Origin of the sequence: Tabrizicola sp., from assembly GCF_031377265.1 — a bacterium.
Lineage (GTDB): Bacteria > Pseudomonadota > Alphaproteobacteria > Rhodobacterales > Rhodobacteraceae > JAUYQR01.
On the sequence record NZ_JANMET010000389.1, the window covers coordinates 13,816 to 31,345 of the forward strand.

A 17,530-nucleotide genomic window follows, 5' to 3' on the forward strand; every position below is an offset into this window, starting at 1 on the left:
CCCGGATCGGCTACCATGGTGTTATGAAAGCGCTGCACAAGTTTCTCAACCGTATCGTAGCGGCAGTTTTGTCGCTATTGCTGACTTGTGCCGTTGTCGGCGCGCAAGACAGTGCAAAGCTGGACGATCTTTTCGCCCGCCTGCAAAAGGCCGGTGCCGAAGAGGCGGGGCGAATCGAAAGCGAAATCTGGATCGAATGGTCGAAATCCGGGTCGCCTGCGATGGATTTGTTGCTGCAACGGGGGCGCGACGCGATGGCTGTGGGCGATAATCTGGCCGCAGTCGAACATTTCACCGCCCTGATCGACCAAGCCCCCGATTTTGCCGAAGCCTGGAATGCGCGCGCCACCGCCTATTACAACCTTGGTGACTATGGTCCCTCGATCTCTGATATCGCCCATACCCTGACGCTGAACCCGCGCCACTTTGGCGCGCTGTCCGGCCTTGGCGCGATTCTTGAGGAGACCGGCAAACCCGAACGCGCGCTGGAAGTGTACAAGGCCGCCCTTGCCATCCATCCGAATCTGGAAGGCGTGCTGGACGCCGTCGAGCGGCTTGAAACCACGGCCGAGGGGCAGGAGCTCTAATTCTCATGGACGCGACCCGGCGGGTGACGGCGGTCCTTGGGCCGACGAACACCGGCAAAACCCATTATGCAATCGAACGGATGCTGGCGCACCGCACCGGCGTGATCGGCCTGCCGTTGCGCCTGCTGGCCCGCGAGGTTTATGACCGTATCGTTGCCCTGCGCGGACCGTCTGTCGTGGCACTGGTCACCGGCGAGGAACGCATCGTGCCCGACCGCGCCCAGTATTGGGTCTGCACGGTCGAGGCGATGCCGCTCGACATTGGCGCAGATTTCGTCGCGGTAGACGAAATCCAGCTCTGCGCCGACCCTGATCGCGGGCATGTTTTCACTGACCGGCTCTTGCGCGCGCGGGGATTGCTCGAAACCCTGCTGCTCGGTTCCGACACCATGCGCAGCGCGATTGCGGCGCTGGTCCCGCATGTGACCTTCATCAAGCGCGAGCGGTTTTCCACCCTCACCTATTCCGGGTCGAAAAAGATCAGCCGGATGCCACCGCGCTCGGCCATCGTCGGGTTTTCCGTGGAAAACGTCTATGCCATCGCCGAACTGATCCGTCGCCAGAAGGGCGGCTGCGCGGTGGTGATGGGCGCGCTGTCACCCCGCACCCGCAATGCGCAGGTCGCACTCTACCAGAACGGCGATGTCGATTACCTGGTTGCCACTGATGCCATTGGCATGGGCCTCAATCTCGACATCAAGCACATCGCCTTTTCTGCCACCGCCAAATTCGACGGTCGCCGGATGCGCAACCTGTTCCCGCAAGAACTTGCGCAGATCGCAGGCCGCGCGGGCCGCCACACCGAAGACGGCACCTTCGGCGTCACCGGCGAGGCCCGCCCGCTTGACGACGACATGATCGAAGCGATTGAAAGTCATCAATTCTCCCCGGTGAAGAAACTGCACTGGCGCAATGAACGGCTGGAGTTTGGCAGTGCTGACCGGCTGATCCGCAGCCTTGAGGCCCCCACCTCGAACGACTGGCTGACCCGCGCCCGCGACGCCGATGATCTGGTGGCGCTGAAAACCCTCGCCGACATGCCCGAAGTGCGCGAAAAGCTGATCGACGCCAAACGCGTGCAACTCTTGTGGGATGTCTGCCGCATCCCCGACTTCCGCGCATCGTCCGGCCCGGAACACGCGGCCCTGCTCACCCGCATCTTCGAATTCCTGGTCGGGCGCGGCATCGGTGGCGGCCGCATTCCGACCGATTGGCTTGCCAACGCCGTTGAACGCATTGACAAAACCGATGGCGACATCGACGTTCTGTCCAAACGCCTCGCCTATATCCGCACCTGGACCTATGTGGCACAACGCAAAGGCTGGGTTGACGACGAAGCCCATTGGCGCGAAGAGACGCGCGCTGTAGAAGACCGGTTGTCGGATGCACTCCATGCCCGGCTTACGCAACGCTTTGTTGACCGGCGGACCAGCGTCCTGCTTCGCCGGTTGAACCAGAAGGAGGTCCTCGTGGCCGAAGTGAACGACAAGGGTGAAGTGACAGTCGAGGGCGAGTTCGTCGGCCGTCTGGAAGGTTTCCGGTTCCGTCAGGATGCGTCCTCCTCACCGGATGAGGCCCGCACCCTCGCGCAAGCCGCAGTCCAGGCCCTGAAGCCGGAGTTTCATCTCCGCGCCGACCGGTTCTACAATGCACCCGATACCGAGCTTGATTTCACCGAACAGGGTGGCCTGATGTGGGGCAACTCTGCCATCGGCAAGCTGGTCAAGGGCGCGGAACCCGCCAAGCCGCTGGTCGAGGCGTTCGTTGATGACGAAGCCGGGCCAGAGGTGGCCGACAAGGTCCGCCGCCGCCTGCAGCATTTCATCGACCGCAAGGTCGCCGCCCAGTTCGAGCCACTGCTGGCCATGGGCCGCGACGAGGCGCTCACCGGCCTTGCGCGCGGCTTTGCCTTCCGCCTCAGCGAAGCGATGGGCGTCCTGCCGCGCGACGTGGTGGCGACCGAGGTGAAGGAGCTGGACCAAGAGGCCCGCGGCGTGCTGCGCAAGCATGGCGTCCGCTTCGGCCAGTTCACCGTTTTCCTGCCGCTGCTGCTGAAGCCCGCGCCAACGCGCCTGCGCCTTGTGCTGTGGTCGTTGTTCAACGGTCTGCAGGAATTCCCCGAAAGCCCGCCGCCGGGTCTGGTGACCATCCCGAACATCCCCGATGTGCCAAAACAGCATTACACGCTGGCAGGCTACCACCCCGCTGGAACCCGCGCGATCCGCATCGACATGCTGGAACGTCTGGCCGATATCCTGCGCACCAAGGACAGCCGCGCCGGGTTTGAGGCGACACCAGACATGCTGTCGATTACCGGCATGACGCTGGATCAGTTCTCCGATCTGATGGCCGGCCTCGGCTACAAGGGCGAAAAGGGCGAACGCGCCAAGGTAAAGGTGGCGGAGCCGCCGAAAGCGCCGCAGATTTCCGAAGAGGCCGCCGCCGCCATCGCGGCCGGTCAGCCGATCCCGGAAGAAGTCTCGATCCTGGCCCCGCCACCGCCCGAGCCTGACCCCGAAGCCGAACCCGCAGCGCCCGAGATGGAGGCGTTCTATACCTTCACCTGGGCGCCAAAGCCCCGCTTCCAACGCCCCGAGCGCACTACTGAACGCGCCCCTCGCCCCGCCCGCACTCCGCAAGCGGAAGGTGAGGCGAAACCGCAAGGCGACGGTCCGAAGGCCGATCGCCCTCAAAGTGATCGCCCGCAAGGTGATCGTCGCGACCGCAAGCAGCAGGGCAAGCCCGGCGACGGCAAAGGCTACAAGGGCAAGGGCGACGCGCGCGGTGACCACAAGGGCAAGCCTGCGCAACACGACAAAAAGCCGATCTATGAGGCCCGCCCACCACGCCCCGAAAAGCCGATCGACCCGGACAACCCATTTGCCGTTCTGATGGCGCTCAAGACCAAGGTCTAACGCTTGGCCGGGCGTTCCGGCAAACCGCAACCAGCAGTCGGGCCGAAACTTCGGCTCGACAAATGGCTCTGGCAGGCGCGCTTTTGCAAGACGCGCGCCGCCGCTGCCGCCCTGATCGTCGATGGCCATGTCCGGGTGAACAGCATCCGCGTCAGCCGCCCCGGCCGCGATGTCGGCCCCGGCGATGTGCTGACCTTTCCGCAAGGCACACAAATCAGGGTGATCCGCATCCTGGCCTTGGGTCAACGGCGCGGTCCCGCCACCGAAGCGCAGGCATTGTTTGCCGATCTTCAGCCCCCGCCACCGGGAATTGCGACCCCAAGCCCGCTTGAATGATCCGGCTTACTGATTTAGTCAGGTTCAACGGAAATCGACGGGGCTCTCCATGACTTATGTGGTGATCGACAACTGCATCGCCTGCAAATACACCGACTGTGTCGAGGTGTGTCCGGTGGACTGCTTCTATGAAGGCGAGAATATGCTCGTCATCCATCCTGACGAATGCATCGATTGTGGCGTCTGTGAACCCGAATGCCCCGCCGATGCGATCCGCCCGGATACCGAACCGGACATGGACAAATGGGTGACTTTCAACCGCAAATACTCGGTGCAATGGCCGGTGATCGTGACCAAGAAAGACCCGCTGCCCGACTCCGAAGAACGCGATGGCGAAACCGGCAAACTTGAAAAGTACTTTTCCGAGGCTCCCGGAAAGGGCGGCTGACCGTCAAACCCGACACACCGCAGCACGCTCCGATTCGGTTGCCCTGAGTCGCCGAATCAGTCAATTCGAAGATTGTCTTTTGATTTCAATGCGCTAATAGAAGTAAGCCGCGCGATCGCCACAGTTGGAATCAGCGCGCTTTTGTGTTATGGTTTGCTTACAAACAAGCATGGAAGCCTGATCCACAGCTTAGCGCATATCGCCTGAGCCTCATAATTTTGTGACAATCCAACGGTTCCGCTGGGGTTTTCTAACTCCGGTCGGGCTTTTGTTGTCCCGAAAGTCAGGTTTCCCATCTGGGGATCGTGCCACATGACCAAGTCGAAGAAGCCTGACTTCCGCCCGAACGAGTTCGTCGTTTATCCTGCTCACGGCGTGGGCAAGATCATTTCCATCGAAGAACAACAGATCGCCGGAATCGAGCTCGAGCTTTTCGTGATTTCCTTCGAGAAGGACAAGATGACCCTGCGGGTGCCCACCCACAAGGCCACCGAAATCGGCATGCGCGCGCTGTCGGCCCCTGATGTGATCACCAAGGCCCTCGATACGCTGAAGGGCAAGGCCAAGGTCAAGCGCGCCATGTGGTCACGCCGCGCGCAGGAATATGAACAGAAGATCAACTCCGGTGACCTTCTGTCGATCGCCGAGGTGGTCCGCGACCTGCACCGCACCGACGACCAGCGTGAGCAGTCCTACTCCGAGCGTCAGCTCTATGAGGCCGCCCTCGAACGCCTGACCCGCGAAGTCGCCGCCGTCTCGGGCGTGGATGAGGCTGGCGCAGCCAAGCAGGTCGGCAGCGTCCTGATCGGCCGCGCGGCCTGATTTCGGGATCAATCGATGCCGAACGGCGGTCCTGACGGGCCGCCGTTTTCACGGGTGCGTTGTCCAGTCTTCCTGGCCTACTCAAAGGTTATCTGGGACCGGTCCGTCAGCAGATGTTGTGCAACGAGCTTTTGGACGATGGCACGCGCCCGTCCGACCTTCCGCGTGTGGTAAACGGTCACGAGGAGCGTGTCCGTCGCCCGATCGATCGTCGCAAACCCGCCGACATCACCAAGCCGTGTTGCCTCGACTTCACGCCAAAGATCCTCGCCAAGATTTCGAACCTGATGCGTAAGGGAACCGTCTGTATTGGTCGGAAATACTATTCTGATCAATTTCTTGGAAGCCATCGGCGCGCCCTGTCCCGTGCTAATTTCAGTCCTTATCCCCCGAAATACCGCTCCGCCGCCACATACCCCGCCAGCCGCCCCGCCGCACACCAGTCACGCTCCAGCGCCATGTCGCCCACCAGCAGCACCTGATCAGACGGCACCCGGCCCAGCGCTGCACGCAAAGCCGTCTGCACCGCTGCAAACCCCGCCAGCGCAAATGGTGCAGCATGCACCCCATCCAGCCCCGCAGGATTGGCGGCCACCACCATCCCCGGCGTCAACGGCACCACCGCCAGCGCCAGCCGTCCACACCCATCCACTGCGGCCAACTTCGCCGCCCGATCCTCCGGCATCGCGGGCCGTAGCAGACTGACCCGCAACGCATTGGATGAAAACAGAAACGCCGCCACATCATGCCCCGTCGCGGCCCGCACGCTCGCATAGGTCTTGTAGTCCAGGCCCAACTCACGCGCCCGCCGCACCCGCAGCCGCACCACCTCCACCGGCAAAACCGGCAGCAACCGCTCCCGCGCAGCAGCCCAGCAATGCCGCCGCCAACTGACCCCACCCTCCAGGGACGGCCCCCGATTATGGCCAATTTGACTCAAATTGTGTTTCCTCTTCGCCAAATATCCCACGGGGGTCCGGGGGTGTGAAACCCCCGGGGGTCCGCCACAATCGCCCCTTCAGTCCCATTCCCGCAACCGCGCCACGTAGCGTGCCATCGTGTCGATCTCGAGATTGACGTGATCACCCACCGCAACGTCACCCCAGGTCGTCACCGCCTGAGTGTGCGGAATGAAATTCACCCCGAACTCACAGCCGTCCACCTCGTTCACCGTCAGCGAGGTGCCATTCAGCGCCACTGATCCCTTGGACGCAATGAACTTCGCCAACGCCTCCGGTGCGCGAAATGTCACCCGCACCGACCCGCCCTCTGGCCGCACCGCCACCACTTCGGCCAAGCCATCGATGTGACCAGACACTATATGCCCGCCCAACTCGTCTCCCACGCGCAAAGCCCGCTCAAGGTTCAGCCGCTTGCCGTCCGGCCAGGCATTGCGCCCGATGTTGGTCTTCGACACGGTTTCAGCAGAAATCTGCACCTCGAACCAGTTCTGCGGCGCACTGCCCAGCGCCACCACCGTCAGGCACACCCCGTCGCAGGCAATCGACGCGCCGATATCAATGCCAGACACATCATATCCAGTGCCGATCCGCGCGCGCAGATCGCCCTGCTGCTCGGTCTGCAGCACCCGGCCAATATCGGTGACAATCCCGGTAAACATCGAGCCATCCTCTTTTGCCAGTTTGTCACGACCTAGCCCCGACGACGCGGCCATGCAAGACCACGCCGGTTCCCGCGCCGTGCATTCTCGCGCAAATTCATGGCTTGTCGGCATTTGCGCTTTATTCCTGCCACAAGGCGAAGGATACTCTTGCTCAGTAAATGTGGGAAAGTTGTGCGTGGCAGATACTGGTAAACGGTTCCTCTTTCTCCAGGGCCCGCACGGCCCATGGTTCCACCGCCTGGGGCAGATGTTGTCGGCGGCAGGTGCTTCGGTGTGGCGCGTTGGCTTCAACCTTGGCGATCGGGTGTTCTGGCCGGGTGCTGGCTACATTCCGTATCAAGGCCCATCGGAAGACTGGCCCACAACCTTCACTGCGTTGCTTGACCAACATCGCATTACCGACATCGTGCTGTACGGCGATACCCGCCCGGTGCACGCCAAAGCGATCCGCATCGCCCGTGACCGCCAGCTCACCATCCATGTGTTCGAAGAGGGCTATCTGCGCCCCTACTGGATCACTTACGAACGAGGCGGCGCCAATGGCCATTCCCGGCTTATGGACCTGTCGGTGGCTGACATGCAGCGCGCCCTTGACGGCATCGACGTTGATCTGCCCGACGCGCCCGCAACCTGGGGCGACATGCGCCAGCATATGGTCTGGGGCGCGCTCTATCATGGTGTGGTGCTGGCGGGCGCACGGGCCTACCGCAACTTTCGCCCCCACCGTACGCTGACCGTGGGGCAAGAGTTTCTGCTGTACCTCAAACGCCTTGTCCTGATGCCGCTGCACCGGCTTGAGCGTGGCCTCGCGACCTGGCGCATTCGAAACGGCGGTTTTCCCTATCATCTGGTCATCTTGCAGCTGGAACATGACGCCAGCTTTCGCGACCACTCGCCGTTTTCCACGATGACCGAATTTCTCGGCGTGGTGATGGCGGGTTTTGCCAAGGGTGGGTCGAAGCATCATCACCTGGTGTTCAAGGCGCACCCACTAGAGGATGGCCGCGTGCCGCTGGCCGCCGAAATCCGCCGCCTTGCGCGCGACCATGGGCTGCAAGACCGCGTGCATTTCGTGCGCGGCGGCAAACTGGCACAGCTTCTGAACCACGCGCGATCCGCCGTTACGGTGAACTCCACTGCTGGCCAACAAGCCCTTTGGCGCGGCCTGCCGCTGCGGGTGTTTGGGGCGGCTGTCTATGCCAAGCCGGAATTTGTGTCGTCTTTGCCACTGGAAAGTTTTTTTTCCGGGGCCGAACGCCCGGATACCCGCGCCTACCGCGATTACCGCCACTTCCTGCTGGAAACCAGCCAGATCGCCGGTGGCTTCTACTCCTCGCGGGGCCGGCGTGCGTTGCTACGACAGGTGGTAGACATGATGCTGTCGACCGACGATTGCTATGAGGCCCTGATCTCTGGCAAAGCGGCACCACGGCAACAGTTGCGGGTTGTGACGTAGTCTTGCCAACCCGGACTGGCGTTTTGAGGATGGTTTTTGTAAGCTTTTGCAAAAGACGTCAATAAAGACGAGGCAAGTCGAACAGTGAAAATGATATCCTCCAACGCAGCGAGGGCGATAGCCTTGCTCGGCGCTTTCGCAATGGTCGCTTCGTGTGGCTTGCCCCGGTCGGGTCCATCCAAACGTCAGGTCTATGCGGGCTCGGTCGAACGAAAGGGCGATGCCTTCATCGTGACGGTGGATGATCGCGTGTCACAGGCGACCGCCAGCCAGCCTTCCTTCGGCTTCAGTTCCAAATTCCAGAACGCCGGGGTGGTGGGTTCCGATACCATCTCTGCCGGCGATACGCTCAGCGTGATCGTTTATGAAAACGTGAAAGACGACCCGCTGCTGGGCAATACCGGCCAGCGCGTGTCCGCCCTGCCCGAACTTCAGGTCGATGGTCAGGGATACATTTTCATTCCTTACGCTGGCCGTGTCAGGGCCGCCGGACAGACGCCGGAAGGGCTGCGTCAGGCCATCACCCGCAAGCTTGAAGACCAGACCCCCGACCCGCAGGTCCAGGTGCAGCGCATTGCCGGTGACGGGGCATCGGTGTCGATTGCCGGGCAGTCCGCAGGTCCCGGCGTCTATCCGATCGAGGCGCCGACCCGGACACTTGCCACCATGCTGGCCAAATCCGGCGGCGTGGCGATCGATCCCGATGTCGCCATCGTGCGGGTGACGCGCGGATCAGAAACCGGGGCAGTCTGGCTCAAGGATTTGTACGAGCACCCCGAAATGGACATCGCGCTGCGCGCCGGCGACCGGATCGTGATCGAAGAGGACAGTCGCAGTTTCGTGGCCCTTGGGGCAACCGGGTCACAGAACATCGTGCCGTTCAAATCCGCCAAACTGTCAGCGCTTGAGGCGATTGCCACAGTAGGTGGCCTGTCGACGGCCGCTGCGGACCCGAAGGGTGTGTTCGTGCTGCGCGACGAAACCCCCGAAATCGCGAATGCCGTCCTTGGGCGTAATGATCTGATCGGGGATCAGCGGATGGTCTACGTGCTTGACCTGACCAAGCCGACCGGCCTGTTCGAGGCCCGCGATTTTATGATCCGCGATGGCGACACCATCTACGTGACCGAAGCGCCGTTTGTGCGTTGGCAAAAGACGCTGTCCGCGATCACCGGCACCACCGGGGCTGCGGCCAATATTGCCACCACTGCCAATACCGGAAACTAAGCCTCCGGTGCCGGCAACGGGCGGCACGCATGACACCGCCGGGGCCATTCCCCGGCGGCTTTTTCATCAGAACCTCGACTTTCTTACCAACCACCGGCTGCGCCGCATCCTTGCGCTGGCGGGCCATGACCTGCGCTTTGGCTTGCCCCAGCCGGGCGATGGCGTGCTGGTCTGGGGCCACAGCCCCACGGCTTGGCGCGGCGAAACGGTGGCCGCGCGCCGCGGCGTGCCTCTGGTGCGGGCTGAAGATGCGTTCCTGCGCTCGCTGTTTCCCGGACGAACGGGCGAGCCCGCGCTGGGTCTGATCCTCGACCCCTTAGGCGTGCATTTCGACAGCAGCGCGCCGTCCCGGATGGAACAGATCCTCACCTCCGACGCTTTGAACAATTCGAACCTTCTGTCCCGTGCAACAAACGGAATAGCACGGATACGGTCACTCTTCTTATCCAAATACAACAACCATGACCCAACCCTGGCCGCCCCGGAACCCGGCTTCGTGCTGGTGATCGATCAAACCCAGGGCGACGCGTCGATCCGCCATTCCGGGGCCACTGCCGCCAGTTTCCGCACCATGCTGGCCCGCGCCCGGCAAGATAACCCTGACGCGCGCATCGTCATCAAGACCCATCCCGAAACCACCCTTGGTCTGCGCCCCGGCCATTTCGGCCCGCCTGACGCCTCCGATAACATCACCCTTCTCACCGCCCCGGTGTCGCCTTGGGCGCTGCTTCAAGGCGCGGCAGCCGTCTACACCGTGTCATCGCAACTGGGGTTCGAGGCGATCCTCGCCGGGCACCGCCCGCAGGTCTTTGGCCAACCGTTCTACGCCGGCTGGGGCCTGTCGGTCGACCACCTCCCGATGCCGCGCCGCACGCACCAGCTGACCGCAACGCAGCTTTTCGCCGGGGCAATGATCCTGGCGCCGCTGTGGTACGACGCCTGCCGCGACCGGTTGTGCAGCTTTGAAGACGCGCTGGATCAGCTGGAGGCCGAGGTCCGCGCCTTTCGTCAGGACCGCCATGGCCATGTTGCCAGCGGCATGCGGCTGTGGAAACGCAAGCGCCTGCAACAGGTGTTTGGCGCATCCAAGCCACTGATCTTTATAGACGATCTCTACGCCGCCGACACCCTCGCCACCGCCAAGGGCCGCAGCCTGCTGATCTGGGCAGGCAAGGAACCCGAAGCCTTCACCCCCACCGCCCCCACCTTGCGCATCGAGGATGGTTTCCTGCGCTCGCGTGGGCTTGGCGCGGCCCTGACCCCGCCGCTTAGCCTGGTGACCGACGATCTTGGCATCTACTACGATCCCTCGCGCCCCTCGCGGCTTGAACAGTTGATCCTTGCCCCTCTGCCCGCGACAGAACGGGCGCGCGCCAACCGTCTGGCCGACCGCATCCGCGCGCTTGGCCTGACCAAATACAACCTCGCCAGTGCGGCCCTGCCCACCCTGCCCGCAGGCCACCGCATTCTGGTGCCCGGTCAGGTCGAGGATGACGCGTCAATCGTCAAAGGCGGCGGCAACGTCCGCACCAACCTTGGCCTGCTGCAAGCCGCCCGCGCCGCCAACCCGGATGCCATGATCCTCTACAAACCCCACCCCGATGTGGAGGCTGGCTTGCGCCCCGGCAGCATCACCACCGCCTCGCTCCACGGCCTTGCCGATATCACCTTGCCAAACACCGACCCCGCCGCCCTGCTGGCGCAAGTTGACGAGGTTTGGACAATGACCTCGCTTCTGGGGTTCGAGGCGCTGCTGCGCGGCATCCCCGTCACCTGCCTTGGCGCGCCGTTCTATGCCGGTTGGGGCCTGACCCGCGATCTTGGCCCGATTCCCGCCCGCCGCCTGCACACCGAAGATGGCAGCCCGCAACCGCGCCCCGACCTTGGCCAACTGATCCACGCCACCCTGATCGGCTATCCGCGCTATTGGGATCCGGTCAGCCAACGCCCCTGCCCGCCTGAGGTGATCCTTGATCGCCTGTCAGGCCCGGATCTGCCGCAGGGTCCGGGCAACCGGCTGCTGTCACGCCTGCAAGGGCGTTTCGCCAGCCTGCATTGGCTTTGGCGCTAGCCTCCAGAACCGGATCATCAGGCTGATCGCCGCGCAGACCAGCCCCACCACCAGCCCCAGCCACAGCCCGACCGCGCCATAGCCCAGCGGAAAGGCCAGCACGTAACTGCAGGGGATGCCCACCAGCCAATAGCTGACCACCGCCAGCACCAGTGGCACCCTTGTGTCGTGCAATCCGCGCAACAGGCCCAGCGCCATCACCTGCGCCGCATCGGCCAGATGAAAAAGCGCCGCCACCGCCAGAAGAACCGCCCCAAGCGCGACAATCTCGGCACTCTCCGGCTTCGCCATGTCCAGAAACAGCGTGATGATCGCCTCCGGCGCCGCCAGGTACAGCGCGATCACCGCCAGCGCCACCACCAGCGACAGCCCCAGCGCCACCACCGCGCCGTCGCGCAAGCCGCGCGCATCACCGCTGCCGTCGAACCGCGCGGTGCGGATCGTCGCCGCACTCGACAGGCCGACATGCATCATGAAGGCGACCGCCGTCACCTCCATCGCGATGCCGTGCGCCGCCAGTTCCACCGTGCCGACCCAGCCCATCATAATGGCCGAGGCCTGGAAAAGCCCGCCCTCCGCCAACCCGGTAAGCCCGATTGGCCAGCCGAGCTGGAACACCTTGCCCATCACGTGCCAGTCCGGCCGCCAGAACCGCTGGAACAGGTGGAACCGGCGCAGCGCTGGCAGCAACCCCGCGTAAAGCCCCAGCACCATCAGCGTCAGAAGCTGCACCGCCACCGTCGCGATCGCCGCACCCCGCACGCCCAGTTCCGGAAAGCCCCAGTTCCCGAAGATCAGCACCCAGTTCACCGCGATATTCAGAAACACCGCCGCCACCGTGGCCCACAGCACCACCTGCGTCCGCGCGAGGGCCGAAAGGTAGCTTGACAGCACCATCACCGCCAGCGCCGGCACCATGCCCAGACCCGCGATCCGCATGTAATCCTGCGACAGTGCCGCCACTTCCGGCCTTTGCCCCAAGGCCAGCAGGATCGGGCCCGACCACCAGAATACCGGGTAGGTCAGCAGCCCGTAGCCGATCGACAGCCATAGCCCCATCCGGGTGTCGCGCCGAACCTGCACCTCGTCGCCGCGACCCAGCGCTGAGGCCACCATCGGCATCACCGCCTTGGCAAAGCCCGAGCCGAGCACGAAGACGATGAAGAAGGATGACGCGCCCAACACAACGGCAGCCAGTTCAACCACACCGTACCAGCCGAGCATGACCGTATCAGTCACATGCAGCGCCATTTGCGCCAGATGCGATCCGATCAGCGGCAGGCCCAGCACAAGGGTCGCCCGTGCATGGGTGGAATAGGTTTGAACTTCGGTCATCCGCACGCCTTACTCTTGGCAAGGCACAAGAACAAGACGGGTTTCCCACCGCATGGCAGCAGCACAACGCGTCAGATCGACTGTTGCAACAGCCCCAACGCCACCAGCATGATCACCGCGCCCACGGCCAGTTCCAGCACCGGCATCGCCCGTGCCACGCGACCGCCCGATAGCGTTGCCAACGCCCCTTCGCGTGCCCAGACGGCCATCGCGGCCACCAAAACCGTCACCACCGCGGTGCCCAGCCCCATCGCAAACGCCCCCGCCACGCCAGCCATCCCGACACCCAGTTGCCATGTCAGGATCAGCAGAAAAAGCGCGCCAGAACAGGGCCTTATCGCAATGCCCGCAATCAGCGCGACCGTATCGCGCCAGCCGGTCAGGCGGCCAACCTCGGCCAGCGTCGGGCCATGCGCGTGGCCACACTCCGGGCCATGTACATGGCCGTGGGCATCATGGCCATGGCCGTGCCCCTCCGCCGCCTGCCGCCGCAGGCCACCCACTCCACGCCAGACCAGCCACAGCCCCAACCCCGCAATCAGCGCATGGCTGATCGGGGCCATCACGTCCTCGGCCGTGCCCAGCACCGCAGTCCGGGTCCAGCCCAGCACTGCCACCGCCGCGTAGACCAACGCAACTGCCACTGCCGCCTGCGCAAGGCTGGATGCCAGTGCGATCCCGGCCAGCGGCAGCACCCGCACCCGCCGAGCGACACCATAACCGCCGATCAGCATCTTGCCATGCCCAGGCCCCGCCGCATGCAGCACCCCATAGGTGAAACACACCGCCAGCAACGCCATGACCGCCCCTGGCTCACCGCCGCGCAGCGCGCGCACCGCCCCCGCCAGCCGATCTTGCGCCACATGCTGCATGCCCTGCACCCAGGCCTGCAGCACCGCCACCCCCCCGGTCAGCCACAGCACGCCGAAGCCAAGCGCCAACACCAGCCCCATAATCATCACGGTGCGACGCATGTCACCCGAACCTCCTCGGAGTAGTTCTTGCCAATCGCCGGAAAGTCCGCCTCAAGGTTCACATCCGCAGAATACTCGGCCAAGGCCGCCTTCAGCGCCGCATCCGCCGCATCCAGATCTGGCCCGTAGGCGTCGGCCGTGCAGCCCGTGCCACCAATCAGCACCGGATCGAACGCAACGGTATAGGCAGTGTAGAATCCCGGATCATAGACCTGAATGACCAACGGCTCTGCCGCCACCGGCACCGGCGCGTCAAAGTCCCGCACATGCATCGAGGTGATCTTGCCGTCGGCGTAACTGGCGCTCCAGTCCTTTGGCCGCGACAATGCCAGCTCCCGCTCGCCGATCAGAGCATAGGTGTCGCCGGCAAAATCCACGTCCCAGTTCATGTCAAAACCTGACAGCCGCGCCGCTTCTTCGGGGGTCAGCTTGCCGTCCCAATCGGGGTCCAGCCCCATGTCGCCGACCACGAACAGCGAATAAAGATCATCATAGGTCCAGCTGATCCGCACGCTGGTGGCGCGGTTCTCTTCGTCCAGAATGATCTCGATGCGGGCGTCGATAAACACATGCGGATGCGCATGCACCGGCGACGCAGCCAGCCACGCAGCAAACCCAGACCCGATCAAACCGACAGATTTCATGCGCGGCAAGGTAATCGGTTCTCATCCGACATCCAAGCGACTAGAAACCGGCAGCCCCTGACCAGTCACAAACCTGCGCAAATCTGGCGCCCGGCCCTTCACCTTCCGCGCCGGACCCCCTAGGCTCACAGCCTCAATCCGGAGGTTCGCATGATCACGCTTTATGGTGTCTTTCGCTCGCGCGCGTCGCGCCCATTGTGGCTTTTGCAGGAACTTGGGCTGCCCTTCACCCATATCCCGGTGATCCAGGGCTACCGGTTGGACAACCCAAAAGCTGCTGATGCCCCGCTCAACACAACTTCGCCCGCGTTTCTGGCGGTGAACCCCTTGGGCCAGATTCCGGCCTATGTCGAAGATGGGCTGGTGCTGACCGAATCCCTGGCGATCACTCTGCACATCGCCCGCCAGCACGGCGGCAGCCTTGGGCCGAAAGACGCCGCTGAAACCGCGCTGATGGGCCAATGGGCACTTTTTGCCGCAACGGGAATCGAGGGGCCCGCACTTGAAATTCTTTATATTCAGGGAGATGGCGGTGACAAAACCCCCGAAGGTCAAGGGGCCATCGCGATCAACGCTGAAAAGTTGCGCCGCCCGCTGACCCGGCTTCAGGGCTACCTTTCTGCGCATCCCTACCTTGTGGGCGACCGCTTTACCGCCGCCGACATCAACACCGCCGAATGCCTGCGCTATGCGCAAGGCCACCCTACCCTGCTGGCCGAGTTCCCGGCAGTGAAGGAATGGCTGGAGCGCTGCCAATTCCGCCCGGCATTTCAGGCGATGTGGGCGGCAAGACTGGCCGAGCCTGCGTGACTGCGAGCGGCGCAGCGCGGGGGTTTCACACCCCCGCACCCCCGTGGGATATTTGGTGAAGAGGAAGGTCAAAGACAGGGTCTGACATCCCGCCTGCAGGCAACCTGCATTGCGGGATGCCTTCCCCTTCACGGTCATCGGCGTCCCCGCCTGTACCGTGCACCTGTTGTGGAGCGAGTCGGTAAACAATCGATTAACCTTAACAGCTTCCTCTTCTCGAAATATCCTCGGGGGGAGCGGCAGCAGAAGGCTGCTGCGTGGAGGGCAGACGGCCCCCCCTCTTGCGCGGGCCGCAGCCAGCGGCACCTCAAGCCGTTGGAGACACGTGATCCCGCCAGCCGTGCCGGTCGCTGTAACCAAGCATCCTGCGCAACTTTTGCGTACATACCAGACTTTCATGCGCCACCAGAGCCCGGGTCTGCGGCACGCCGTCAAAAAACCGCCGTGTTAGATCCTGCGTCGGGATCGGCAGACAGCTTTCGGCATGCGCGACGTTCAGGATCTGAAACCCGACACCCTGCGCCACCAGCGCCAGATGCACCACATGCCCCAGATCACGGCCATCGATGTACGCAAAGCTGCCCCGGCGGCGCGGCCCGGGGTTGGCGAAATCTTCCGGAAACCGCGCATAGTCTGCAGGCGCAAGCACCAGTGCCATGCGCAGGCAAAGAACATCCGCCCCGCTGCGCCGTTGCATCGCCCGCGCCGACGCCTCGTTGACCTCTTTTGACAGACCATAGCTGTCCGTCGGGGTCAGTGCCGTGGTTTCGTCAAGCGGCAGCTGTTCGGGTTGCATCGTGCCGTCGGCATAGCACATGCCGTAGATTGATTCCGACGAAGCGACGATCACTTTGCCCACCCGCGCCCGCTCCGCCGCCCTCAGCACCACCTCGGTGCCGAAGGCGTTGACCCGAAACATCTCGACGTCCGGCACCAACAGCGGGCGCGGCATCGCGGCGAAATGTACAATCGCGTCAAAGTCTTGCGGCGGGCCTGCCGACAGCTCTTCAACCCCGGCATGGGCGCCTAATGCGGCGGCCACCTGCCCCGCATCGGTGACGTCCCCGATCAGATCGGGCACCCCCGCCATCCCCAAGGGCCGCAAGTCGAAGTTCACCACCCGGTGCCCCATCGCCGCTAGGACGGCGATCACCATCCGGCCCGCATTGCCAGACCCGCCAGTAAAGAATACCCGCATCAGCGGGTGGGGTCCGCGACATAGCGGCGCCAGTTGTGGTCTTCGCGAAAGCCCAGAACCTCGCGAATCTTGCGGTTGGACAGCAGGCTTTCATGGCGGCCCAGCGGCCGGCTGAGCGGAACATTCGGAAAGAACTCGGCCAACAGCTCTGTATTCGGCTGCGGCACCGAATTGGTGTCATTCGCCGCATTGAACACCTGAAACCCAAGGCCGTTCTTGCCCAGACACAGATCAACAATCTGCCCTAGATCGCGGGCATCGATGTAGCTGAAAGCAATCCTGCGCCGCAGCCCCGGGTTGGTGGCAAGCGGCGGGAACACCGTTTCATACTCATGCGGTTCGATCACATTGCCGATGCGCAGCGCGTAGATATCCACCCCCGACCGGCGCTGAAAACTGCGCGCGGTGATCTCGTTCACCTGCTTGGAAAGGCCATAGCTGTCCATCGGGTCGATGTCGTAGTCCTCTTCCAGCGGCAGCACCTTGGGGTCCACCACCCCGTCACTGAAGCACACGCCATACGTCGTTTCCGACGAGGCGATGATGATCTTCTTGACCCCCATCTTCACCGCCGCCTCAATCACATTGTAGGTGCCCATCACGTTGACGCGGTACGTCTCGGTGTCCGGCGCCAGCAGCAGCCGCGGGATCGCCGCGAAATGCACCACCGCATCGAAGGTCTGCGCGCCAAGCCCGGTTTCCATCTCGTCAAACCCGGCATGGCTGTGCATTGCGGAATACATCTGCCCGGCATCGGTGATATCGCCGATCAGGTCATGCACCCCCGCCAGCCCCAGCGGCACCCGGTCCACATTCAGCACCCGGTGCCCCTTGGCCGCCAGATACGCCACCACATGCCGCCCCGCCTTGCCCGACCCGCCCGTGAACAGCACCCGCATCGCGATCCTCCTGTTTTGCGCCACCCTATCTGCAGCGCCATCCGCACTCCAGACCCCACATCTTGCGCGTCTGCCCCCTGCAGTGGTCTAATGCCAGCGCATAACAAGAATCGAGCAGCCCATGGCAAACGACCTCCTCGCTGGCACGCAAGTCTATGACGCCTCCTCGATCGAGGTTCTTGAACCGCTGGAAGGCGTGCGCAAACGCCCCGGCATGTATATCGGCGGCACCGATGAACGCGCG

At 63.5% G+C, this 17,530-nt stretch carries 17 protein-coding genes; 9 read left to right on the forward strand and 8 right to left on the reverse strand.

The window, feature by feature from the left end:
• Positions 1-23 precede the first annotated feature (23 nt).
• The 5 genes from RMO18_RS20710 (at position 24) to RMO18_RS20730 (ending at position 5,048) form a co-directional block, all read left to right on the forward strand.
• The gene (locus RMO18_RS20710; RefSeq protein WP_309668421.1) at positions 24-587 is read left to right on the forward strand and encodes a tetratricopeptide repeat protein; all 564 of its coding nucleotides are present in this window, start codon (positions 24-26) and stop codon (positions 585-587) included.
• Positions 588-592: 5 nt separating this feature from the next.
• On the forward strand, positions 593-3,502 hold the full coding sequence (locus RMO18_RS20715) for a helicase-related protein (RefSeq protein ID WP_309668422.1): 2,910 nt from the start codon (positions 593-595) through the stop codon (positions 3,500-3,502).
• 3 nt (positions 3,503-3,505) lie between these two features.
• Positions 3,506-3,838 (forward strand): RNA-binding S4 domain-containing protein, encoded by a 333-nt coding sequence (locus RMO18_RS20720; RefSeq protein ID WP_309668423.1) that lies wholly within the window; start codon positions 3,506-3,508, stop codon positions 3,836-3,838.
• A 49-nt stretch (positions 3,839-3,887) separates the two neighbouring features.
• On the forward strand, positions 3,888-4,226 hold the full coding sequence (gene fdxA / locus RMO18_RS20725; RefSeq protein WP_309668424.1) for a ferredoxin FdxA: 339 nt from the start codon (positions 3,888-3,890) through the stop codon (positions 4,224-4,226).
• A 312-nt stretch (positions 4,227-4,538) separates the two neighbouring features.
• The gene (locus RMO18_RS20730; RefSeq protein ID WP_309668425.1) at positions 4,539-5,048 is read left to right on the forward strand and encodes a CarD family transcriptional regulator; all 510 of its coding nucleotides are present in this window, start codon (positions 4,539-4,541) and stop codon (positions 5,046-5,048) included.
• 77 nt (positions 5,049-5,125) lie between these two features.
• On the opposite strand, the gene RMO18_RS20735 is transcribed toward RMO18_RS20730, so the two are convergent.
• From RMO18_RS20735 to RMO18_RS20745, 3 genes are all read right to left on the reverse strand, one after another.
• Positions 5,126-5,398 carry a hypothetical protein gene (locus tag RMO18_RS20735; RefSeq protein ID WP_309668426.1) on the reverse strand — a complete coding sequence of 91 codons (273 nt, stop codon included), beginning with the start codon at positions 5,396-5,398 and terminating at the stop codon, positions 5,126-5,128.
• Between the two features lie 32 nt (positions 5,399-5,430).
• Positions 5,431-5,901 (reverse strand): hypothetical protein, encoded by a 471-nt coding sequence (locus RMO18_RS20740; RefSeq protein ID WP_309668427.1) that lies wholly within the window; start codon positions 5,899-5,901, stop codon positions 5,431-5,433.
• Between the two features lie 165 nt (positions 5,902-6,066).
• Positions 6,067-6,669 (reverse strand): riboflavin synthase, encoded by a 603-nt coding sequence (locus RMO18_RS20745; protein ID WP_309668428.1) that lies wholly within the window; start codon positions 6,667-6,669, stop codon positions 6,067-6,069.
• Between the two features lie 250 nt (positions 6,670-6,919).
• Here RMO18_RS20745 and RMO18_RS20750 point away from each other — a divergent pair, with 250 nt between their 5' ends.
• From RMO18_RS20750 to RMO18_RS20760, 3 genes are all read left to right on the forward strand, one after another.
• Positions 6,920-8,128, forward strand: a complete 1,209-nt coding sequence (locus tag RMO18_RS20750; protein ID WP_309668437.1) for a capsular biosynthesis protein — start codon at positions 6,920-6,922, stop codon at positions 8,126-8,128.
• Between the two features lie 84 nt (positions 8,129-8,212).
• The gene (locus tag RMO18_RS20755) at positions 8,213-9,355 is read left to right on the forward strand and encodes a polysaccharide biosynthesis/export family protein (protein WP_405054116.1); all 1,143 of its coding nucleotides are present in this window, start codon (positions 8,213-8,215) and stop codon (positions 9,353-9,355) included.
• Positions 9,356-9,362: 7 nt separating this feature from the next.
• Complete coding sequence (locus tag RMO18_RS20760) at positions 9,363-11,426, forward strand: capsular polysaccharide biosynthesis protein (protein ID WP_309668430.1); 2,064 nt, start codon at positions 9,363-9,365, stop codon at positions 11,424-11,426.
• Here RMO18_RS20760 and RMO18_RS20765 read toward each other — a convergent pair.
• The 3 genes from RMO18_RS20765 to RMO18_RS20775 all read right to left on the reverse strand — a co-directional run bounded on the left by RMO18_RS20765 (position 11,379) and on the right by RMO18_RS20775 (position 14,379).
• Positions 11,379-12,761 (reverse strand): MATE family efflux transporter, encoded by a 1,383-nt coding sequence (locus RMO18_RS20765; RefSeq protein WP_309668431.1) that lies wholly within the window; start codon positions 12,759-12,761, stop codon positions 11,379-11,381. The two genes, RMO18_RS20760 and RMO18_RS20765, sit on opposite strands and share 48 nt — an antisense overlap.
• 71 nt (positions 12,762-12,832) lie before the next feature.
• Positions 12,833-13,735, reverse strand: coding sequence for a hypothetical protein (locus tag RMO18_RS20770; protein ID WP_309668432.1), 903 nt, complete (start codon positions 13,733-13,735; stop codon positions 12,833-12,835).
• The gene (locus tag RMO18_RS20775) at positions 13,720-14,379 is read right to left on the reverse strand and encodes a DUF1007 family protein (protein WP_309668433.1); all 660 of its coding nucleotides are present in this window, start codon (positions 14,377-14,379) and stop codon (positions 13,720-13,722) included. Before RMO18_RS20775 ends, RMO18_RS20770 begins: the two co-directional genes overlap by 16 nt.
• A 150-nt stretch (positions 14,380-14,529) precedes the next feature.
• Between RMO18_RS20775 and RMO18_RS20780 the strand changes: the two genes are divergently transcribed.
• A complete protein-coding gene (locus tag RMO18_RS20780) occupies positions 14,530-15,189 on the forward strand; it encodes a glutathione S-transferase family protein (RefSeq protein ID WP_309668434.1) in 660 nt (219 codons plus the stop codon).
• Positions 15,190-15,496: 307 nt separating this feature from the next.
• On the opposite strand, the gene RMO18_RS20785 is transcribed toward RMO18_RS20780, so the two are convergent.
• Both RMO18_RS20785 and RMO18_RS20790 read right to left on the reverse strand, forming a co-directional pair.
• A complete protein-coding gene (locus tag RMO18_RS20785) occupies positions 15,497-16,387 on the reverse strand; it encodes an NAD(P)-dependent oxidoreductase (RefSeq protein WP_309668435.1) in 891 nt (296 codons plus the stop codon).
• Complete coding sequence (locus RMO18_RS20790; RefSeq protein WP_309668436.1) at positions 16,387-17,286, reverse strand: NAD(P)-dependent oxidoreductase; 900 nt, start codon at positions 17,284-17,286, stop codon at positions 16,387-16,389. The genes RMO18_RS20785 and RMO18_RS20790 overlap by 1 nt, the downstream gene beginning before the upstream one ends.
• Positions 17,287-17,530 lie beyond the last annotated feature (244 nt).

Bases quoted from the DNA above. Each gene is read 5' to 3' on its own strand.
- RMO18_RS20710 (WP_309668421.1), top strand. From the start codon at position 24: ATGAAAGCGCTGCACAAGTTTCTCAACCGTATCGTAGCGGCAGTTTTG.
- RMO18_RS20715 (WP_309668422.1), top strand. From the start codon at position 593: ATGGACGCGACCCGGCGGGTGACGGCGGTCCTTGGGCCGACGAACACC.
- fdxA (WP_309668424.1), top strand. From the start codon at position 3,888: ATGACTTATGTGGTGATCGACAACTGCATCGCCTGCAAATACACCGAC.
- RMO18_RS20730 (WP_309668425.1), top strand. From the start codon at position 4,539: ATGACCAAGTCGAAGAAGCCTGACTTCCGCCCGAACGAGTTCGTCGTT.
- RMO18_RS20735 (WP_309668426.1), bottom strand. From the start codon at position 5,398: ATGGCTTCCAAGAAATTGATCAGAATAGTATTTCCGACCAATACAGAC.
- RMO18_RS20745 (WP_309668428.1), bottom strand. From the start codon at position 6,669: ATGTTTACCGGGATTGTCACCGATATTGGCCGGGTGCTGCAGACCGAG.
- RMO18_RS20750 (WP_309668437.1), top strand. From the start codon at position 6,920: ATGTTGTCGGCGGCAGGTGCTTCGGTGTGGCGCGTTGGCTTCAACCTT.
- RMO18_RS20765 (WP_309668431.1), bottom strand. From the start codon at position 12,761: ATGACCGAAGTTCAAACCTATTCCACCCATGCACGGGCGACCCTTGTG.
- RMO18_RS20770 (WP_309668432.1), bottom strand. From the start codon at position 13,735: ATGCGTCGCACCGTGATGATTATGGGGCTGGTGTTGGCGCTTGGCTTC.
- RMO18_RS20775 (WP_309668433.1), bottom strand. From the start codon at position 14,379: ATGAAATCTGTCGGTTTGATCGGGTCTGGGTTTGCTGCGTGGCTGGCT.
- RMO18_RS20780 (WP_309668434.1), top strand. From the start codon at position 14,530: ATGATCACGCTTTATGGTGTCTTTCGCTCGCGCGCGTCGCGCCCATTG.
- RMO18_RS20785 (WP_309668435.1), bottom strand. From the start codon at position 16,387: ATGCGGGTATTCTTTACTGGCGGGTCTGGCAATGCGGGCCGGATGGTG.
- RMO18_RS20790 (WP_309668436.1), bottom strand. From the start codon at position 17,286: ATGCGGGTGCTGTTCACGGGCGGGTCGGGCAAGGCGGGGCGGCATGTG.